This window comes from Ochrobactrum sp. XJ1, assembly GCF_024701725.1.
GTDB lineage: Bacteria > Pseudomonadota > Alphaproteobacteria > Rhizobiales > Rhizobiaceae > Brucella > Brucella anthropi.
This window is the reverse complement of record NZ_VDGD01000033.1, coordinates 1-16,450: the sequence shown is the minus strand read 5'-3', so window position 1 is coordinate 16,450 and position 16,450 is coordinate 1. Positions and strand designations below refer to the sequence as shown.

The window sequence follows — 16,450 nt, the reverse complement described above, 5'->3', positions numbered from 1 at the left end:
GCCGGCCTCGATGTCGCGGAAGATGCAAGCACCTTGGCCGACGCCCTCGTGTTCGATGAACCGGGCATGGCCGGCGAGGCGCATTGGAACGAGGAAGCCAAGGCGCTCATTGCCGGCCTGATCCTCCATATTGCCGCCAGCGAGCCGCGCGACAGGCGAAACCTCGCTACCCTGCGCGAAGCTCTCACCCTCGCCCCTGAAGCCTTCGCGGCGCTCCTGAAGGACATGCAGGCGTCAACGGCCGCCGGCGGCCTGATCGCCCGCGCCGCAAACCGCCACCTCGGCAAATCCGACCGGGAAGCGGCCGGCGTCCTCTCGGCCGCGCAGCGCCATACCCATTTCCTCGACAGCCCCCGCATGGTCGCGGTCCTCGGCCGATCCGATTTCCGCTTTGCCAATCTCAAGCGCCGCAACGCCTCGGTGTTCCTCGTCCTGCCGCCCGATCGCCTCGCCACCTATTCCCGCTGGCTGCGTCTGCTCGTCGCGCAAAGCCTGACCGACATGGCGCGCGACCCCGCCAAGCCGGCCGTGCCGGTCCTCTACCTGCTGGATGAGTTCGCCGCCCTCGGCCACCTCGCCCCCGTCGAGCGCGCAATGGGCCTCATGGCCGGCTATGGCGTCCAGCTCTGGCCGATCCTGCAAGACGTTCACCAGCTCCGCGCCACCTACGGGCAACGCGCCGGAACCTTCCTGTCAAACGCCGGCGTCCTACAGGTGTTCGGTGTCAACGATCACGACAGCGCCCGCCTCGTCTCCGATCTGCTCGGGCAGGAAACCGTGGTGTTCCAGATCATGAGCCGGGCGCTCGATTCCGAAAAATCCGGCCTCTCCTATGGCGAGCAACACACGGCCCGGCCGCTGCTGACCCCCGATGAGGTCCGCAACCTGCCGCAGCATGTCGAATTGCTGTTCCTCGCCGGGCAACGGCCGATCGTCGCCGGCAAGCTCGCCTATTACGCCGATGCAGAATTCCGGGGGCTGTTCGACCAGGCATAAAGGATGAAACCATGACCGACACCGATGCGCCCGAATGGCCCGATCCCGCCGACAAGGCCCATGCCGTTGAACAGGCCAAGCAGCTCCGTGACCAGGCCGCCAAGGGCGGCTTGCGGTTTGAAGCCTATCTGCCGCCGTCGCTGGCCCTGTGGCTGCTCGATCTGATCGAACAGGACACGTTCCTTGATCCGTCCGAAGCCGTGTTCGTGATCCTGGGCGAGCATAAGGAGCTGGCACCCCATGCCGATCTGCGCCGGGAACTACTCAAGCGCCGCATACAGGTGGCGGCCGATGATTCCCGACCGGGTATTTCGATGGAAGAAATGAAAGCCCTACTGCGCGAAAAGCGCGAAGCCCCCCTGCCCGAGCCGGCCAGATGGGAAAAGCGGTCCCGGCGCTGACGCACCGGGGCTTCTCTCTTGCGGCCCTCCGGTCACTTCGGCGCTATGTGGGAGCGCGTTCCCTCCGGGCCGGGGCCGGCTGCTCGCCGGCATCGCTCAACCAGGCCACACCCGCGACGCTAGCCCCCGGCCGTCCCGCTCTCATCATCTAGGGCCGTAGGGACGGCCGGGGGCGGGATGCAGGCAGACAACTTGCCAAATTGCTTGTTTGCCAACTTGCCAGCAATCAGGCAATCGCCTCAAGGCCCCTTTTCTGAATAACGGTCAGCAGCCGCAGCGCCGGGCCGCCGGGCTTCTTCACCCCACGTTCCCAATCTGACACCAGCCCCTTACTCACGTTGAGATAGCGGGCAAAGACAGGCTGCGAGATACGCTCACGCTCACGAATAGAACGGATTTCCTCGGGGGTCAGCGGCTCAACGGTTGTCAGACACCCCTCGTCAAATTCGCGCATCGTCTGCTTGTCGATCGCGCCGGACTCATAGAAGCCTTCCATCATCTCATGGACGGCCGCCAGAGCTTCACTCTTGTAAGTCTTGCTCATCGCAATTCACCTCGAACATTCGACCCGCAGCAACTTCCGCGTCCATCTGCGCATCTGCAAACCCCAAGACCAGCTTTGCGGCCTTCTTCAAGTAGGCTTCTTCCGCATCATCAAGGTTCGCCATATCGCTCTTGGCAAACCCGAACGCGAAAACCGCCCTCGTCTCCGCGCGGAAGAAAACCAGCGTTCGGAAGCCGCCAGACTTTCCAGCGCCGGGCCGCGCTACTCGTTGCTTGATAAGGCCGGCCCCTAGATCGGCGTCGATCTGGCCGCGCTCAGCCCGCTCTACAGCCTCACAAAGCATCGCGTCAGAGATTTTCTCCTTTCGGGCAAACTTGTGAAAACGGCTGTTTTTGAAAACCCTCACGCGACTTCCTCGCCCCTGAATGTATGACACATAGCGTTACACTTCAAGGCCCTTACCGCATCGCCGCTTTGCTGGCAATCAAGCACTATGTTTTGCCAGCAAGTCAGCAAGCGCCTCGCGCATGAGGTCTTCAATGGAGCGGTCGGTGTCGGCTGACAGCCGCTTAACCCGGCGATGTTCCTCCGGCTCGACCACGACTGTCACCCGCTTCATTCCGGCCCGCGTGGCGGCATGGTAACGCTTACCCTCGGCACGATCCGGGGTCGGCGCGGGGGCGGATTCCGCGATAGGCGCAACAGGCGGCGTGGTCTGCGCGCCCACGGCCTTCATGCTCGCGGCTAAACTCGGTCTTTTCGACATGGTTTTATCCCATCAAACTGCCAGTTTGCCAGCAATACCATTATGCCTTATTGCTGGCAATACAGCTTGCCGTCAAATCAGCAATTGGCCTCTAAGCCAGGTCAGCAATTCGGACACTTCCTCGCTGGCTTTGCCGGCCGGCTCATACTCCGGAGCGGTTTTGCCGGCCGTGAGCGCATGTCCGAAAGCCGCCCGCTGCTGGAAGGCGACGGGGGCAACCTCCAAGCCGTGAACCTGAACGGCTTCCCGCGCATCGGCCAGAAGCTGCGTGGCACGCGGCGGCACGGCGTTCAAAACGACAAAGGCCGGCTTTTGGGCGAGTTTCACCAGCTCGGCCGTGCTTCCGATCGCGCGAAGATCGAGGATTCCGGCTCGGCACGGGATCAACACCATGTCGGACGATCGCGTTGCCGCCATTGCGGCCGCTTCCGAGTGCGGCGCGGTGTCGATCACGACCAGCTCGGCCCCGCCATCGGTCGCGGCCTGCAAGCCTTGCGGCAAACGAGTGTGAGGAAGCGCGACGACAACCGGGGCCTCACCTCGTCGGCTATCGCCCCATCCGGCGGCGCTTGCCTGGGGGTCAAGGTCGATGATAGCGGCGGGAAGCCCGGCCGCCTCGGCGGCCGTAGCAAGGTGCAAGGCGAGGGTGGTTTTTCCAGCCCCGCCTTTTTGGCTGACTATGGCGATTGTTTTCATATTGCTGGCATAGCAGCAAACCGCATTGACGGCAAGAATTTTTGCTTAAATGCCTTATTGCTGGCAATACAGCAAATATTAAGCCCCGCCCTTGCCCCTCGCTCCCTCTCGAAAGCCCGTAGGACGGTTGCCGCCGGCGCGAACGTGGCGGTTTTGCTGTGAGGGTGCCGCCTCCCGATCCGCCTTATACGCGGATCGGAACCGCCGCAGGGCTGCGCAAGCAGCCCGAACAGCGGCGACCGCTTATGTTTGCCCTCTTAGATAAAGATCAGATGGGGATTCAGTCTGGTTATCGGACTCACGTTTCATCACACTCTTTGCCAGCATCACGAGGGCCTTACCGAGCGGGCTATCGCCGGTGTCGAGCTGCGTCCGCTCATCGAGGGGCAGGGTGGTCTTGTAGGCGTCGATTGCCTCGCTCCATGCCTGCTGATCCTGTCCATGATCAGCAGGCGGGGGCGGGGCCTTGCCGAACCTGCCGAGAAACTGACGGGCCTTTTCCGGCAAGGACAGGCGATAGGCGTTGCTCGTCTGCTGGACCTGTGGGCCGCGCCCCTCGTTGCCGGTCGGCTCGTAGCGCCGCAGCCAGTCGATGAAACCATGCGCCCGCAGGTTCTTCAGCGCCCGCACGATCGTATCGCGCGACCGGCCTAGCCGATCCATGATCGTGGTGATTGACGGCTCTAACCGGCCGGTGCGGAAGTCTATGAGATTGACGAACAGCCGCAGCACGTCGAGCGCCACCGATCCTAGCGGGCCGCTTCGCTCGCCCTTCTCGTGCAAGCCGGCCTCATTGTAGATTTCGGCCGCCTTCAAGATTGCCTGAACGTCCTTGCGCGTCGTCGGCCGCCATATCCGGCCCTCCGATCGGCCCCGGATATGACTATGCCGGCGAACTGGCGTCGGGCATCGCTCGGCCGGGGGCATGACCAGGCCAAGCCCGGCCTGTCCCGATCCCCGCCACGCCTCGCGGCGCTCATGGGCGAGCGTGGAGAGCTGCCCGGCGTCTTCCTCGGTGAGCTGGCCGGCGCTGTAGCGCGTCCATACCTCCCGCATGATCTCATCAAGCGCGCTTGCGCGCGCGCAGCCGATCGCGGCCGCGATCTGCGTCCTCAACATGCCTGTCGTCCTTCCATTTGAAGGACATGACGGCGCGGACGGCAGGCACGGCTTTCCTGTTTCCGCAAGAATCAATCTTGCGGATTGGAGTGCTGTAGCGTAGATAAGGGGAGAGCTTTGGCCCCGTCTCTACGGTGTGTCTGACGGCCTACAAAAACGCTCGACCGTTGGCGCGGTCGGGCGTTTTGCCGTTATGTCCCTTGCTTCGCTTCGATATAGAGCCTCAATGCTTCCTCGATGATCGGCGCGCGGCCAAGCACGCCCCGCTGCTCCTTGATCTTGTCGATTTGGGCGAGAAGATCAGTCGGAACATACGTGGTCAGCGCGATACGGCCGGCCGCAAGCTGCCGCGCCCGATGGGCGGCAACGTCCTTCCGAATCCTTTCCGAGTCGCGCTTCATTCTTAGCAGTAAGGACGAACTCGCCCGATTCTGCAATCCCTTGCGGAAGGAACCGCGAAAGGCACTACTTGGGGTCAGAACAAGAGCAGTCAAAAATCGTACGCTAAGCGCGAACAAACGATGAACTTGCGGTCAGTTCCGGTTCGGATTGAAACGACACAATAAGGCTACTTACACTGTCCGAATTGACCCTCATGGCTTGCTTTGCAGGTGCGCTGACCACGCGGGTTATGATGGATACTAAATATCTATAGAGAATTCATAAATGCCTCGTGCAGCGAGCACCGGCTTTGAATAAGTAATCTGCCGTATGTTCGTAAGTTCCCACGCTAACCATCCCTCTTCAAAATAGTTCGCGCAAGCTGCGGCCATATCCGAATGCAGAAACGGCCTGACAGATGCGATCCTCACGATGGCAACAGCTCTACCGTCTTGATCCTCTTCGCCATCTGCTCGTAGGAAACGATCATTCTCAACGATTAGTAGATCTTCGTCGGGCCGAAGGCTTGGAGACCACCGCCTCACCTCAAGCGTTTTGAGACCGCTTACGATTTTCGATCCGCTTGGCGCGACAATTGATAAAGCCTTCAAACTGCACCCCTTCGTGCAAACAGGAGTTTGCACACTTCTTACTGCCTGTCCGATACTACGGCAACATCCGCACGGGCACGACCCTGATCACTTACGTTGTCATTCCCCCCTAGCCGGAGTTAACTCCAAAATCATGCAGCATGCAACAATCGACCGGTGCGCCGCAACGGCCTGAAGCCGTCTGTCATTTGCTGTTCTGCATCCCAGGAATAGATCCCGGTGAGGTTTATGTGTTCCCAACTGAGTGGCGAGACATGTTTCAATAACTCGTCTGGAATATTCCGGCCTTGTTGCCGCAAATGTGCAGTGGCGCGACTGAGATAGACGGTATTCCAGTAAACAATAGCACTGACGACCAGATTGAGGCCGGAAGCCCGGAATGCCTGGCTGTCGTAGGAGCGATCACGGATTTCACCGCGCTCGTGGAAGAAGACGGCGCGTTTCAGCTTGTGGGCGGCTTCGCCCTTGTTGAGACCAGCCTGACAACGTCGGCGCAGCGCCGAGCTGGAATACCACTCGATCATGAACAGTGTGCGCTCGATACGGCCAAGTTCACGCAAAGCTTTTGCGAGTTCGCTGGATTTCGAGGAAGCAGAGAACCTTTTCAGGATTGTTGATGGCGCAACTGTGCCTGTTGTGATCGATGCTGCCAGACGTAGAAGGTCATCCCAATGTTCGAGAATGAGCGCGGTGTTGATCTGTGCGCCGATATGGCTGTCCAGCGCCGGATAGGCGTCGGCTTTCTCGAATGTGTGGAATTTCCGGTCCTTGATGTTTCGAAGTCGCGGCGCAAAACGCTTGCCGATCAGGGCGAAGAGCGCAAAGACATGATCGCTCGCGCCACCGGTATCGGTAAAATGCTCCTCGATCTCCAGACTCGTGTCGTGATCGAACAGACCGTCGAGGACATAGACGGCCTCGCTTTCAGTCGGGCTGATTGGCAATATGCCAAAGTATCCGTACTGATCGGAGAGATGGCTGTAGAATTTCGAACCGGGTTCACTGCCATAATGCAGATTGATGTCACCGCGCTTGGCGGCCCGGTCGCTGGCACGGAAGAATTGCCCATCGGATGATGCGGTCGATCCATCTCCCCACAGCAGCGAATGTGGATGGCGCGTATGAGCGTCTGTTACACAAGCTTGCGCCGCCCTGTAGGTTTCGGATCGGGCGTGAAAGGTGCGCATCCATCCGATCTGGTGGGCGCTGATCCCCTTTGACGCTCCTGCCATACGCTTTGGTCCGAGATTTGTACCGTCCGCCAGAACGCCGGCGAGCATAGCGGAGATGTTTTGCGGCGCATCTCCTGTTCGGACATGCGTGAACTGATCGGCAAATCTGGTCCAGTCATGCACTTCCCTGAGAAGGTCCGGCACTTCGATCAACGGATACATTTCGCTGATTTCGACGTTCAGTCCATCCGCTGCTGCGGGAATATCGCTCGCACGCGGCGTCACAATCAGGGTTCCGGCTTCCAGCCTGACGTGATCGAGCTTTCTATTGCGAGCGCGATAAGCCAGGCGCTTGAGATTAAAGTCCATCATCTGCCGGACTTCCGCGAGCCATGCAGCCCCATCGCCATGAACTCCAAGACCGAGTTTGCCTTCATCTTTCATGGCGACGAAAGCAGGCTTAGGTAAGAGATGTTCGTCAATCGGTCGGAATGATCGGCTGCCATCAACCCAGACATCCCCCGAGCGTAGCCGATCGCGCAAATGGGCCAGGGTTGCAATCTCATAAAGTCGCCGATCCGGCTTTCCGCCATCAAAGATGAGCTTTTTCTCCGACGATCCGAGATGACCGACCGGCACACGATCAGGCAGAATGCGCTTCCCTTCCGCATAAAGCCCTTTCAGGGTTGAGATCGCTGCCAGCAGCGGATCATACCTTCGATGTGAGTGAAACATGAATGTCTGGATGAAACCGCCCGCAAACTTTCGAACATTGGCGTACTGTTCTGCCGCCATCACCAAAGGCGATGTGTCCGCGTTCTCGACCATAGCTTCAAGGTTAGGCTTGATCTGGAGCAGCTTATGCCAGCCGACTTGCCTATTCACTACGCTCATAACATCTTCATCGGCATCGTTGGCGTTCTGCAAGGCGACAATTGTGTCGAGGAATAATTTGAGCGCTCTGGATGTTTCCATCCGAGCATTCATATGCCGCTGCTTTTTCCTGTTATTGGCTTTTGAGAACAGCCGACCGATCAGCTTGATGAACATTGTTACCGCATCGTCGGTGAGCTTCTGGCCGAGCTTGATAAGCTGAGCCACAATTGTAGCGCGACGACGACTGGAACTGAAGTCACTGGCAAGCCAGGCCGGAGTGGCATCGCCCTCGCGGATCATCTGATCCCACCGACCGGCGGGAATGCGAAGTTGCAGCTGGGGATCGATCTCAAGATGGCGTAGGAACGCTATGCGCTCCGTCATTCCAATCAGATTTCCTGCTCCCGGGGCGTCAGGAGCGGACCGCAACCAATTGAACCGCGTCTGACGGATCGCCGGGTCAACGTCCAATAGGCTATCCAGGGTTTCCAGTTTTTTATCACTGAGATCAGCAATGAGCACACCCTCTGCGCGACGGCGAGCGATGGAACGTGCTGCCAGCCCCATACGCTCGATCATATTCACTACCGGTAGGAGAACGCATCGTTCGCGGAATGTGGCGATAATCGCTTTTGCTATCGGCAAGCCTTTATCTGTTTGGGAGGCTGCTTCAATGCCCGCACGCAAAGCGGCGCGACGGTCTTCAGCGGTTGCACTCCGCAGCTCGAGATAACGCTGCAAGTGTCCGATATGTTCGCGTCGGGTTTCCTCACGCGTTGCATATAAATTAAATAACCGTGGATCGACGTTGATCTGCTCGGCAATATAGTTGAGCAGCATCGGTGGGGGAACTTCGTTCGGCAGAAGCGCTCTTCCAGGGTAACGCATCAGACAAAGTTGCACCGCAAAGCCAAGCTGATTTTGCTTGCGCCGACGAAGCTCTATTTCCAGGCGATCCGCCGGTGAAAGCGAATAATGTCTGATCAAACTATCTTCATCGGTAGGAATGTCGAAAAGCTCATGTCGATCCTGGATTTTTAGAAGCGTCCGCTTGGCCATTCTTTACTCTCGCAACTCTGCACTACTTGCTCACCCCTGTACGGAATCGTCCGATTGCGTACAGGGGCAAAACACCCTGTCCACAAATTATCTTGACACAGTTTCGAACAGCAGAGATATTTCGGACATCCTATTCGGACGAAATCGAGCTCATGCCACGCACCTTTGCCTATGTCCGCGTCTCGACGACCGGACAGACAACTGAAAACCAGATTCAGGAAATAAAAGCCGCCGGCTTTCATGTGGAGCCCCGCCGGATCGTCACCGAGACGGTTTCCGGCAGTACGGCCATTGCGCAGCGCCGTGGCTTCTCAAAGCTGTTGGATAAGATGGAGGCCGGTGACATTTTGATCGTTACCAAGCTCGACCGCCTTGGTCGTGATGCTATCGATGTCAGCAGCACTGTCAAAGCGCTCGCAGAAATGGGCGTCAGGGTTTACTGCCTCGCATTGGGCGGCGCTGATCTAACCAGTTCAGCCGGTACGATGACCATGAATGTGCTGAATGCTGTGGCGCAATTCGAGCGCGATCTGCTGATTGAGCGCACGCAGTCTGGCCTCAAGCGAGCCAAGTCAGAGGGGAAATCTCTGGGGCGCCCATCGACACTTAGCGATAAACAAAAATTGGACGTGCACGCCGAGCTGGTAGCAGGAATAAGTATTTCAGCTATTGCTCGAAAATTTGCCACCAGTCGGCAAACGATCATGCGCATTCGGGATCAGGCTGCCAAAAACGTTGGGAAAATGAATGACAGGTGAACCGTTGGAATCGTTCAAAATGCTAACCGAGCGCTTAGAACTGCGTCTGGTAAAGATGTCAGATAGCGCTGCACTTCGAAAATTAATGACACCTGCGATCAGCCGATGGGTAGCAGTTTGGCCATTCCCGCTTACGCAACAAGCAGCAGACAGGATTATTGATAAAGCGCTTGTTGGACATACAGAACAACGCACGCTTCCACTGGTAATCGTGAACCAAGCCGATAATCAGGTTATAGGTTGGATCAAGGTCGATTTTGAAGAATGTGACGGAAAACGAACTGGCGAAATCGGCTACTGGCTTTCTGAGGAAGTTCACGGCATGGGATTGGGGTATGAAGCCGCCCAAGGCCTGATTGCGGTCTGTTTTGAAGAATTGAAAACTCACTCTATGCGAGCAGGCGCCCAAACCGAAAATACCGTTTCTCATAATCTCCTGATGAAACTGGGAATGCACAGGACTGGCGAGCAGCTTGTCTTTGCGCCTGCTCGTGACCGAGATGAATTGTGCACCTTTTTCGAAATGGAAAGGTCAAAAACCTAATTTTTGGGCCATCTCGCCGATCATTGATTTATCTTCCACAAACATTAGAGTTAGCAGCAAATGGATCACTTCTCGCTAAGCGCACAAAAGCTCTCGGAAAACTTGGAAACCGATATCGAGTTTGTTCTAAGCCACAGCGCGCCCGTCCAGTTTGCCGATCTGACTCCCGTAGCAAAGAACTCCAAGGAAGTCCGGCTGGTAGATGAATCCCGACAACATGCAGGATCCTTCAAATATAGGGGAGCCATACTCGGAGTTAGCAAACATCCGGAAGGCGTTGTTGCTTGCGGTTCCGGAAACTTCCCAATAGCTGTGGGGCTGGCTGCATCAAAGCTTAGCATTCCTGCGACGGTGGTAATGCCTGACGACGCACCTGCTGCAAAACGAGAAATGGCCCTGAATTCTGGTTCGGAAGTCCTACTCGTACCACGATCTGACTTTGTTGACTGTGCGGAACTGGAAGCAAAAGCGCGGGGATTACCATTGCTTCATCCGTTTAGGGATGCTTCGATGCTTGTCGGTGGCTGTTCCCTTGGTGTGGAACTCGCCCGCGCAATGAAAGTTGAAGGTTCACCCGACGATGCCATTGTCGTTGCTTGCGGCGGCGGTGGTTTAGCGGCAGGAACCTCCCTGGGACTACGGATCAGTGGACTCGAAAATGATATTTATGTAGCTGAGCCTGAGCATTTTCCACGCCTGTATGCAGCTCTTAACGTGTCGCATCCCGTTGAGATCGTTGCTCAAGAGCAGACGATTTGTGATGCTCTGAGAGTTACCGAAATAGGCTCGCTTGCTTTTAGCATTCTTCAGAAAATCGGGGTCCGTACACTTGCAGCATCGGACGCAGGCGTCATCGAAGCGCAAGCGCTTATGGCCCGTGAAACAGGCATAAAGGCGGAGCCAAGCGGCGCGTTGGCGTTAGCTGCAATTTCTGAAGGTGAACTTCCGAGGCAGTATCGCAGGCTTTGGGTGATCATATGTGGCGGCAACGTTTGAAGTCAGCAGAATAGCGCGTTCCTTATTCGTTCGACCTAAACGTACGATTTTGAACTAATCTTGTTGCGACCCCTACTTCTAGGGCCGGCAACTAAACGTGGTTACGTCAATGCGTATTCACGTCAATGCGTTCTCAAGCGCCCGGTAGAGCGTGGCACGATGCACGCCCAAGAGCCGGGCGACTTCCGCCACCGGCTTCTTGTCGTCATGGATAAGCTGGCGGGCATGGGCGATCTGCTCGGCCGACAGGGCAGGGGAGGGGCCGAACTTCACGCCTCGGGCTTTCGCCGCGATCCGGCCGGCGCTCGTGCGCTCCACGATCAAGCTGCGCTCGAAATCCGCGATGCCGGCGAACACGGTCAACACCATGCGCCCCGCCGGCGTCGTGGTATCGGCCCACGGCTCGGCCAGCGAACGCAGGCCAGCGCCGGCCTCCTTGATCCGCTCCGCGATCGCCAGAAGGTCGCCGGTCGATCGGGCGAGGCGGTCTAGCCTGGTGATCGTCACCACGTCGCCGGCACGCAGATGGTCGAGCATCCGCGCCAGCTCGGGCCGATCCCGCTTCGCCCCGGAAGCCTTTTCCTCGAAGATGCGGACGCAGCCGGCCGCACCCAGGGCGGCCCGCTGCGCATCGAGGTCCTGGCCGCGAGTCGAAACGCGGGCATAGCCGATGAACACGCGGCCGGCGTCGGAATCTGGTCGGCTGCTCACGGCTTCCCCCTGTCGCAAATCATGTCGCAAGTTTTCTACCACTTGCGACAAAGACATGCGACACGAAAAGCCCTGATTTTCCGGGGGCGGCCGATGTGTCGCGGGTTTTAGGACTTGCGCGACAAGGCTATGAGGTGATGAACTGTATAGCGTCGCTTGACACTATACGTTTAGCTTGATAGTGACGGCACATGAGAATCCGAAACGTGGTCCATAAGGGGTTACGCCGCTTCATCGAAGATGATGACGCCACCGACTTGGAGGTGGCCGTAGTGCCGAAAGTCCGTCGCATCGCCACCTTCCTCCAAGATATGGAGCGGGAAGACGAGCTGCGCACGGTCCCGAGCTGGAAGGCCCATCAGCTCACCGGCGATCGAAAAGGCACCTGGAGCCTGTTCGTCACCAAGAACTGGCGGATCACGTTCCGGATCGACCAAACCGAAATCGAGATCATCGACCTCGACTATGAAGATTACCACTAGGAGGTGGCTATGAGTGCGATGCAGGGCATCCGTATGAAAAATCCCGCCCACCCCGGCGGCTTCGTCAAAAGTGAGATCATCGAGCCGCTTGGCCTTTCGGTCACGAGCGCCGCGCAAGTTCTCGGTGTTACGAGGGCGGCGTTGTCGGCCGTGCTGAACGAGCGCGCGCACCTTTCGCCGGAAATGGCGCTCCGGGTCGAAAAGGCTTTCGGCGTGTCGATGGATACGCTCATGCGGATGCAGAACAGCTATGACATTGCCCAAGCCCGCAAGCGGGAAGGGGAGATCAACGTCGCGCCCTTCAAGGGAAAGCCGCTCGATCCGCAAGCGGCTCTGGTCTGATCCGACAACAATACGAATACGGCCGCGCCGAGAAGTAGCGGCAGCTAGTGAGAGGGGCGATCATGAGTGATGACGAAATATTTTCCGTCGCCAAGGAGATATCGGACAGGTTTGTTGCCGAATGGGATCGCTTGAAAGGTGATCGCGTCCCATGGCACATGTCCGAAGTGCAAGAGCGCGTTTTCTTCGAAATATTTCTGCATGTCGTCAACGCACGACATATGACGACCAACGATGTCGTAGAAGTAATAAAGGTCTATCTCCGTCATGCGGATTGGATAGGACTGCTAATTTGTGATTCCTCGCCTTCGAACGGGAATGGTTCGCATGGCCCTACTTGGGCTCTCGTTCGACCAAGAGGTCTTCTGGCAAGTTTTGGCGGCAGTCCGTTTCAGGCGATCTACGAGCCATTATATGAAATACACGGTGAAGAGGACGACCAGGATAGTGAGGAATTCTGGGATGATGACGAGCAAGACCTAACACCGGAGGAACGCAAGAAGCGGTCGAATGAGGTTGCCGAGAATTACCTCCGAAGCCACTTCGGCATTCCATATGAAGATGAGGATAACCCGGAAAACAGCTATATTACCACGCTTCCGGATGGGTTTCGAAATCCGCTCATAATTGAAGAATTCGCCAACGGCGGATCAAATCAGGACGTTATAGGCGTCTCTCGTCGTCTTCTTATGAGAGATCGAGCCGACAGTGAGCAAAATTGGCTCGAAAAACACCGTAACAATCAAGGAGTCGCTTCGAATTTCGATATTCTGACCGCTGCGGCGCTAGATTATCATCAAAAGCGGCCGCTCGTTCGGCAGCTCCGCTCATGGACTGAAGACCAGTACATCGGGGTCCAAGAAGCCGTTATGATCATGGCCGCTGTTTGGCCCGAATTCCTGGCAGGGCGGCTCACATTCGCTTCCTCTCACCACCGATCCTGGATCGTAGTTGAACAGAAGAGCGACAAACCCTTGCTCTTCGAACGTGAGAACTGGCCGATTAACACCTCGCTTTCGCGCATTCTTGCGGTGCTTTCTGGATTGCAATCTTTTCGCGGCATGACATGCCGGTTCGACCTATCGCAGGCAGGACAAGTCGTTTTTGATGGTCAGAGCGGTAAAATCTTGCGTGTGATCACAAAGGACTTTGAGCCGTCAGAAGAAGAAACCAGGAGCGCGCTCGGGCGGCTAACGCAACATCTCGTCAGCCTGGGGCACGATCATGAAGCCGTTCGCTCCTCGATATCTGATCCATCTCGGTTAGGAGAGTTGATTGATCCTGCCGGCCGCCTCTTACGCACCAATCGCTCCGATCCCGAACAGCGCCTCTTCGAAATGGCCGTCTCGATTTCAGATCGAAAACCTAGCCGGAGGAGCGCCAGCCCTATTCTAGGACAACGTACGGATGCGTTGTATAACGCGATCGGGGGAGACGGCCGCGACGACGCCTATCTTTCGGATGGTCTGTGGATATCGCCCGATGGACACCTTTCCGACAAGGGACGCTAGGCGCTGTTGCAAGCGAGCGAGACAAAACTCACCCACCTGCATTTGCAGAGGTGCAGCAACGTAAGAGAAAACCCTGTGGCTACAATTTCTTCGTCGGACAAATTTGATTCTAGTCAGGCTCAATACTGCTTGTCGTCAGATAGTTTTGTGCTTCTGAGAATAGTTCGGTTCCAAGCATCCTATACTGTTATGACAGCGACAGCCGGAGAAGACGACAGAAGTAAAGCCCCATATCCAAATCAAGAACGCCTCATCGAACATGCGGCCAGCATCTTTTCCGCATTTGGGGCGTCGGCCCGACATGCAAGCGACCTCCATGGCAGGCGCTACGTCGAATTTACTGGCTTGAGCCAAACCCAAATCGAGCAAGGAGGGCAATCCTTGGCAAATGCCCTCGGCTTGGAACTGTCGGATATGGCTGAGATATGGGCGGAGCTTTCCGATGCCGCCGACGAAGATGGGCTAGTTTACCTATCAGATGGTATGTATCTAACGGATGATGGTCAGTTAATCGAACGGTGACTTGGAGCCTAAGTGATCTCTACACTTGTTTGCCGAGTGAAAACGCCGATCATTCCGTCGCTTTCACGGTGATGGTGCAACGCTGATCCTCCGGACGTGCGCGCGGCCTCCCAACAAGCCGCTACCGAGTCCCTGTTCGCCTCAATGAGCTGGTCGGCCGACGCCACCCGCTGCCATGCTTCCGGGCTGCCGAACGCCATGAGGCTCATACCGGCCTGCCACGGCCTTTCGCCCATGACGACACTGGCGACACGCGGCGCGGCCGAGAACGGCAACAGGCGCGGAAGAAACAGCATCACGAGCGCGCCGACGATCAGGCCGAGAGCGAACGCGGCGACAAGCCACCAATTTTGTCGCTTGCGCTCCCGCGCACTGGCGACGTGCGCCGAAAGATTCCGGCCGGCGCGCTCGAGGTCGGACGCCTGCCGCTCGAGCTGTTGCACGGCCGTCCTCACCAAGCCCTCGCCGCTGCGCTCAAGCGCCGCCGCATAGTGCTGCGCGCCCTGCCGGAGAATGGGTGACTGTTCAACGCCGTGCATCCGTTGCGCAACGCTGTCGAGCGCCTGCACGAGCTGGGCGAGCTGGGGCTTGTAGTCGGCCTGCGGCTCGATCTTCTCGAACTGGTCGAAGGCGGCTTCCAGCCCGCGACGGATGACCGTCATTTCCGCGCCGATCTGCGCGCCCTGCGTCTCGATCGTGCGCCGTAGCGCGTCGAACGCGGCGGCCGGGTCGCCGGCGTCCTCGTCCAGTGTTTCCGGCTCGATACCTTCCCTGTCGTCGTCCAGCTCCGTCATGGTCACTCCCTAACCTACATTGACATGCCGATGCCCCGGCTGAGCCGCTGGCCGCGTGTCATTTCCTCTTGCAACTGATGGGCGATGCTCTGCCCCCGGCGAAGCTCCTGCCCGATTCCAAGCTCCTGACGGCGATTGCGCAGGATGGAATCTACCTGCGGGTCACGCTCAAGGCTCTTGGTCAGGCCGTTCATCTGGCTTTCGACCTTGCCCCGCGCCTCGTCGTGCTGCCAGCCGCGAAGTTTCTGGCGCTGGCCGTCCAGTTCCTGCCAGCGGTTCACGAACCGCTCGGCCCTGACATTCGGGTCTTGCAGCGCGGCGTTCTCGCGCTTCATGCCGTCGATGACCTGCGCGACACGCTCCCGGCCGGAAAGCTCGGTCATGGCGCGCGCCGTCTCCGGATCATTTTGCAGGGTCGAGCGCATCAAATCTTTCATGCCGCCCTGCACCTGGTCGAGCTGCTGGCCGGCATCGCGCATTTCCTGCCGCTGCATGTCGAGGACCGGCAAGCCCTCGCGCCGATGCTGGTCGATCGACTGATAGGCTCGCGAATAGCGGTCAACGGCCTGCTCAAGCGGCGACTGCCCCCGCGCCCGCTCGGTCAGCCGGTCGGGCGCAGGCGCCTGCCGCAAGCTCCCTTCCCTTTCCGGCCGCTCGCTGCGCTCCTGCGAGGGTGCAGGACGCGCATTGAGCTTGAGGCCGGCGAACATACCGCGCCGCTGCTTCTCGGCCTGCTGTGGCCGTTTCTGATCGATCTGCGGGCCGTCCTCGCCGGCGCGGTCCTGCTGCGGCCCCTCGGCCGCCGCGCCGCGCGCGAGTTTCAGGCCCTCGAACGGATTGCGGCGCTGCTGTCGATCGCTGGCGAGATCCTCGCGCGGATCTGCACGAAGATCCTGCGCAAGATCTCGGCCGACTTTTTGCGAGGATCTGCGATCAAGCGCATGATCCCCGGCCGTCGACTCCCGCTCCGCACGTAGCCCGGCCGCGCGCTCGGCCGGAATCTCGATCTCGCTGCGGACGCCCATTTGCTCCGCGATCCCGCGCCGCTCGGCAAAGTCACGGGTATAGTCGAGCGTGGTTTCCTTGACGCCCGACCGGGACAGGCGGCGTTCTAGCTGGCTATAGGCCAGATCGCCGGCGTCCTGAACCTTCCATGTGTTGCGGTGCGTCTGCGTCCCATCCGGCAAGGTGACGGGGGTGGAACCCTC

At 58.3% G+C, this 16,450-nt stretch carries 19 protein-coding genes and 1 pseudogene; 9 read left to right on the top strand and 11 right to left on the bottom strand.

Annotation, left to right across the window (positions count from 1 at the left end; translation table 11 throughout):
* Together FG152_RS26425 and FG152_RS26420 are read left to right on the top strand one after the other, a co-directional pair.
* On the top strand, positions 1-996 hold a 996-nt coding region (locus FG152_RS26425; RefSeq protein ID WP_498989302.1), incomplete at its 5' end, for a type IV secretory system conjugative DNA transfer family protein.
* Positions 997-1,007: 11 nt separating this feature from the next.
* Positions 1,008-1,397, top strand: a complete 390-nt coding sequence (locus FG152_RS26420; protein WP_030092366.1) for a hypothetical protein — start codon at positions 1,008-1,010, stop codon at positions 1,395-1,397.
* Between the two features lie 226 nt (positions 1,398-1,623).
* On the opposite strand, the gene FG152_RS26415 is transcribed toward FG152_RS26420, so the two are convergent.
* From FG152_RS26415 to FG152_RS26380, 8 genes are all read right to left on the bottom strand, one after another.
* A complete protein-coding gene (locus FG152_RS26415) occupies positions 1,624-1,941 on the bottom strand; it encodes a helix-turn-helix domain-containing protein (RefSeq protein WP_024899700.1) in 318 nt (105 codons plus the stop codon).
* The gene (locus FG152_RS26410) at positions 1,919-2,308 is read right to left on the bottom strand and encodes a type II toxin-antitoxin system RelE/ParE family toxin (RefSeq protein ID WP_019200205.1); all 390 of its coding nucleotides are present in this window, start codon (positions 2,306-2,308) and stop codon (positions 1,919-1,921) included. Before FG152_RS26410 ends, FG152_RS26415 begins: the two co-directional genes overlap by 23 nt.
* Positions 2,309-2,386: 78 nt before the next feature.
* A complete protein-coding gene (locus FG152_RS26405; RefSeq protein ID WP_037506114.1) occupies positions 2,387-2,668 on the bottom strand; it encodes a ribbon-helix-helix domain-containing protein in 282 nt (93 codons plus the stop codon).
* Between the two features lie 72 nt (positions 2,669-2,740).
* Positions 2,741-3,364, bottom strand: coding sequence for a nucleotide-binding protein (locus FG152_RS26400; protein ID WP_498989298.1), 624 nt, complete (start codon positions 3,362-3,364; stop codon positions 2,741-2,743).
* Between the two features lie 243 nt (positions 3,365-3,607).
* Positions 3,608-4,483, bottom strand: a complete 876-nt coding sequence (locus tag FG152_RS26395; RefSeq protein WP_030092364.1) for a helix-turn-helix domain-containing protein — start codon at positions 4,481-4,483, stop codon at positions 3,608-3,610.
* A gap of 191 nt (positions 4,484-4,674) precedes the next feature.
* A complete protein-coding gene (locus tag FG152_RS26390) occupies positions 4,675-4,884 on the bottom strand; it encodes a ribbon-helix-helix protein, CopG family (protein ID WP_024899703.1) in 210 nt (69 codons plus the stop codon).
* Between the two features lie 240 nt (positions 4,885-5,124).
* The gene (locus tag FG152_RS26385; RefSeq protein ID WP_265986161.1) at positions 5,125-5,508 is read right to left on the bottom strand and encodes an ASCH domain-containing protein; all 384 of its coding nucleotides are present in this window, start codon (positions 5,506-5,508) and stop codon (positions 5,125-5,127) included.
* 98 nt (positions 5,509-5,606) lie between these two features.
* Positions 5,607-8,582, bottom strand: coding sequence for a Tn3 family transposase (locus FG152_RS26380; RefSeq protein WP_313534084.1), 2,976 nt, complete (start codon positions 8,580-8,582; stop codon positions 5,607-5,609).
* A gap of 152 nt (positions 8,583-8,734) precedes the next feature.
* On the opposite strand from FG152_RS26380, the gene FG152_RS26375 reads away from it, so the two are divergent.
* Genes FG152_RS26375 through FG152_RS26365 form a run of 3 tightly spaced genes read left to right on the top strand, consistent with a single transcriptional unit; the run spans position 8,735 to position 10,880 of the window.
* Positions 8,735-9,340, top strand: a complete 606-nt coding sequence (locus FG152_RS26375; RefSeq protein ID WP_247997881.1) for a recombinase family protein — start codon at positions 8,735-8,737, stop codon at positions 9,338-9,340.
* Positions 9,330-9,884, top strand: a complete 555-nt coding sequence (locus FG152_RS26370; RefSeq protein ID WP_247997880.1) for a GNAT family N-acetyltransferase — start codon at positions 9,330-9,332, stop codon at positions 9,882-9,884. Before FG152_RS26375 ends, FG152_RS26370 begins: the two co-directional genes overlap by 11 nt.
* Before the next feature lie 60 nt (positions 9,885-9,944).
* Positions 9,945-10,880 (top strand): pyridoxal-phosphate dependent enzyme, encoded by a 936-nt coding sequence (locus FG152_RS26365; protein ID WP_247997864.1) that lies wholly within the window; start codon positions 9,945-9,947, stop codon positions 10,878-10,880.
* Positions 10,881-10,997: 117 nt separating this feature from the next.
* Here the strand turns inward: FG152_RS26365 and FG152_RS26360 are convergent, their stop codons facing one another.
* Positions 10,998-11,558, bottom strand: a complete 561-nt coding sequence (locus FG152_RS26360; protein WP_024899704.1) for a recombinase family protein — start codon at positions 11,556-11,558, stop codon at positions 10,998-11,000.
* Between the two features lie 224 nt (positions 11,559-11,782).
* On the opposite strand from FG152_RS26360, the gene FG152_RS26355 reads away from it, so the two are divergent.
* From FG152_RS26355 to FG152_RS26340, 4 genes are all read left to right on the top strand, one after another.
* Entirely contained in the window at positions 11,783-12,073 is a 291-nt protein-coding gene (locus tag FG152_RS26355; protein ID WP_092938939.1) for a type II toxin-antitoxin system RelE/ParE family toxin, read from the top strand.
* 9 nt (positions 12,074-12,082) lie between these two features.
* Entirely contained in the window at positions 12,083-12,415 is a 333-nt protein-coding gene (locus tag FG152_RS26350) for a HigA family addiction module antitoxin (RefSeq protein WP_092938937.1), read from the top strand.
* A gap of 62 nt (positions 12,416-12,477) precedes the next feature.
* Positions 12,478-13,926 (top strand): hypothetical protein, encoded by a 1,449-nt coding sequence (locus FG152_RS26345; protein WP_216333528.1) that lies wholly within the window; start codon positions 12,478-12,480, stop codon positions 13,924-13,926.
* Positions 13,927-14,115: 189 nt separating this feature from the next.
* Positions 14,116-14,448, top strand: coding sequence for a hypothetical protein (locus FG152_RS26340; protein WP_092938933.1), 333 nt, complete (start codon positions 14,116-14,118; stop codon positions 14,446-14,448).
* An 8-nt stretch (positions 14,449-14,456) separates the two neighbouring features.
* Here the strand turns inward: FG152_RS26340 and FG152_RS26335 are convergent, their stop codons facing one another.
* Both FG152_RS26335 and FG152_RS26330 read right to left on the bottom strand, forming a co-directional pair.
* A complete protein-coding gene (locus FG152_RS26335; protein ID WP_245292662.1) occupies positions 14,457-15,242 on the bottom strand; it encodes a DUF6118 family protein in 786 nt (261 codons plus the stop codon).
* Positions 15,243-15,256: 14 nt separating this feature from the next.
* Positions 15,257-16,450, bottom strand: a pseudogene (locus tag FG152_RS26330) (Ti-type conjugative transfer relaxase TraA); the annotation flags it as partial.

What these genes read in the sequence shown, in the direction of transcription:
- FG152_RS26415 (WP_024899700.1), bottom strand. Translation starts at nt 1,941, where the DNA reads ATGAGCAAGACTTACAAGAGTGAAGCTCTGGCGGCCGTCCATGAGATG.
- FG152_RS26420 (WP_030092366.1), top strand. Translation starts at nt 1,008, where the DNA reads ATGACCGACACCGATGCGCCCGAATGGCCCGATCCCGCCGACAAGGCC.
- FG152_RS26350 (WP_092938937.1), top strand. Translation starts at nt 12,083, where the DNA reads ATGAGTGCGATGCAGGGCATCCGTATGAAAAATCCCGCCCACCCCGGC.
- FG152_RS26400 (WP_498989298.1), bottom strand. Translation starts at nt 3,364, where the DNA reads ATGAAAACAATCGCCATAGTCAGCCAAAAAGGCGGGGCTGGAAAAACC.
- FG152_RS26345 (WP_216333528.1), top strand. Translation starts at nt 12,478, where the DNA reads ATGAGTGATGACGAAATATTTTCCGTCGCCAAGGAGATATCGGACAGG.
- FG152_RS26375 (WP_247997881.1), top strand. Translation starts at nt 8,735, where the DNA reads ATGCCACGCACCTTTGCCTATGTCCGCGTCTCGACGACCGGACAGACA.
- FG152_RS26335 (WP_245292662.1), bottom strand. Translation starts at nt 15,242, where the DNA reads ATGACGGAGCTGGACGACGACAGGGAAGGTATCGAGCCGGAAACACTG.
- FG152_RS26395 (WP_030092364.1), bottom strand. Translation starts at nt 4,483, where the DNA reads ATGTTGAGGACGCAGATCGCGGCCGCGATCGGCTGCGCGCGCGCAAGC.
- FG152_RS26390 (WP_024899703.1), bottom strand. Translation starts at nt 4,884, where the DNA reads ATGAAGCGCGACTCGGAAAGGATTCGGAAGGACGTTGCCGCCCATCGG.
- FG152_RS26355 (WP_092938939.1), top strand. Translation starts at nt 11,783, where the DNA reads ATGAGAATCCGAAACGTGGTCCATAAGGGGTTACGCCGCTTCATCGAA.
- FG152_RS26340 (WP_092938933.1), top strand. Translation starts at nt 14,116, where the DNA reads ATGACAGCGACAGCCGGAGAAGACGACAGAAGTAAAGCCCCATATCCA.
- FG152_RS26405 (WP_037506114.1), bottom strand. Translation starts at nt 2,668, where the DNA reads ATGTCGAAAAGACCGAGTTTAGCCGCGAGCATGAAGGCCGTGGGCGCG.
- FG152_RS26380 (WP_313534084.1), bottom strand. Translation starts at nt 8,582, where the DNA reads ATGGCCAAGCGGACGCTTCTAAAAATCCAGGATCGACATGAGCTTTTC.
- FG152_RS26365 (WP_247997864.1), top strand. Translation starts at nt 9,945, where the DNA reads ATGGATCACTTCTCGCTAAGCGCACAAAAGCTCTCGGAAAACTTGGAA.
- FG152_RS26370 (WP_247997880.1), top strand. Translation starts at nt 9,330, where the DNA reads ATGACAGGTGAACCGTTGGAATCGTTCAAAATGCTAACCGAGCGCTTA.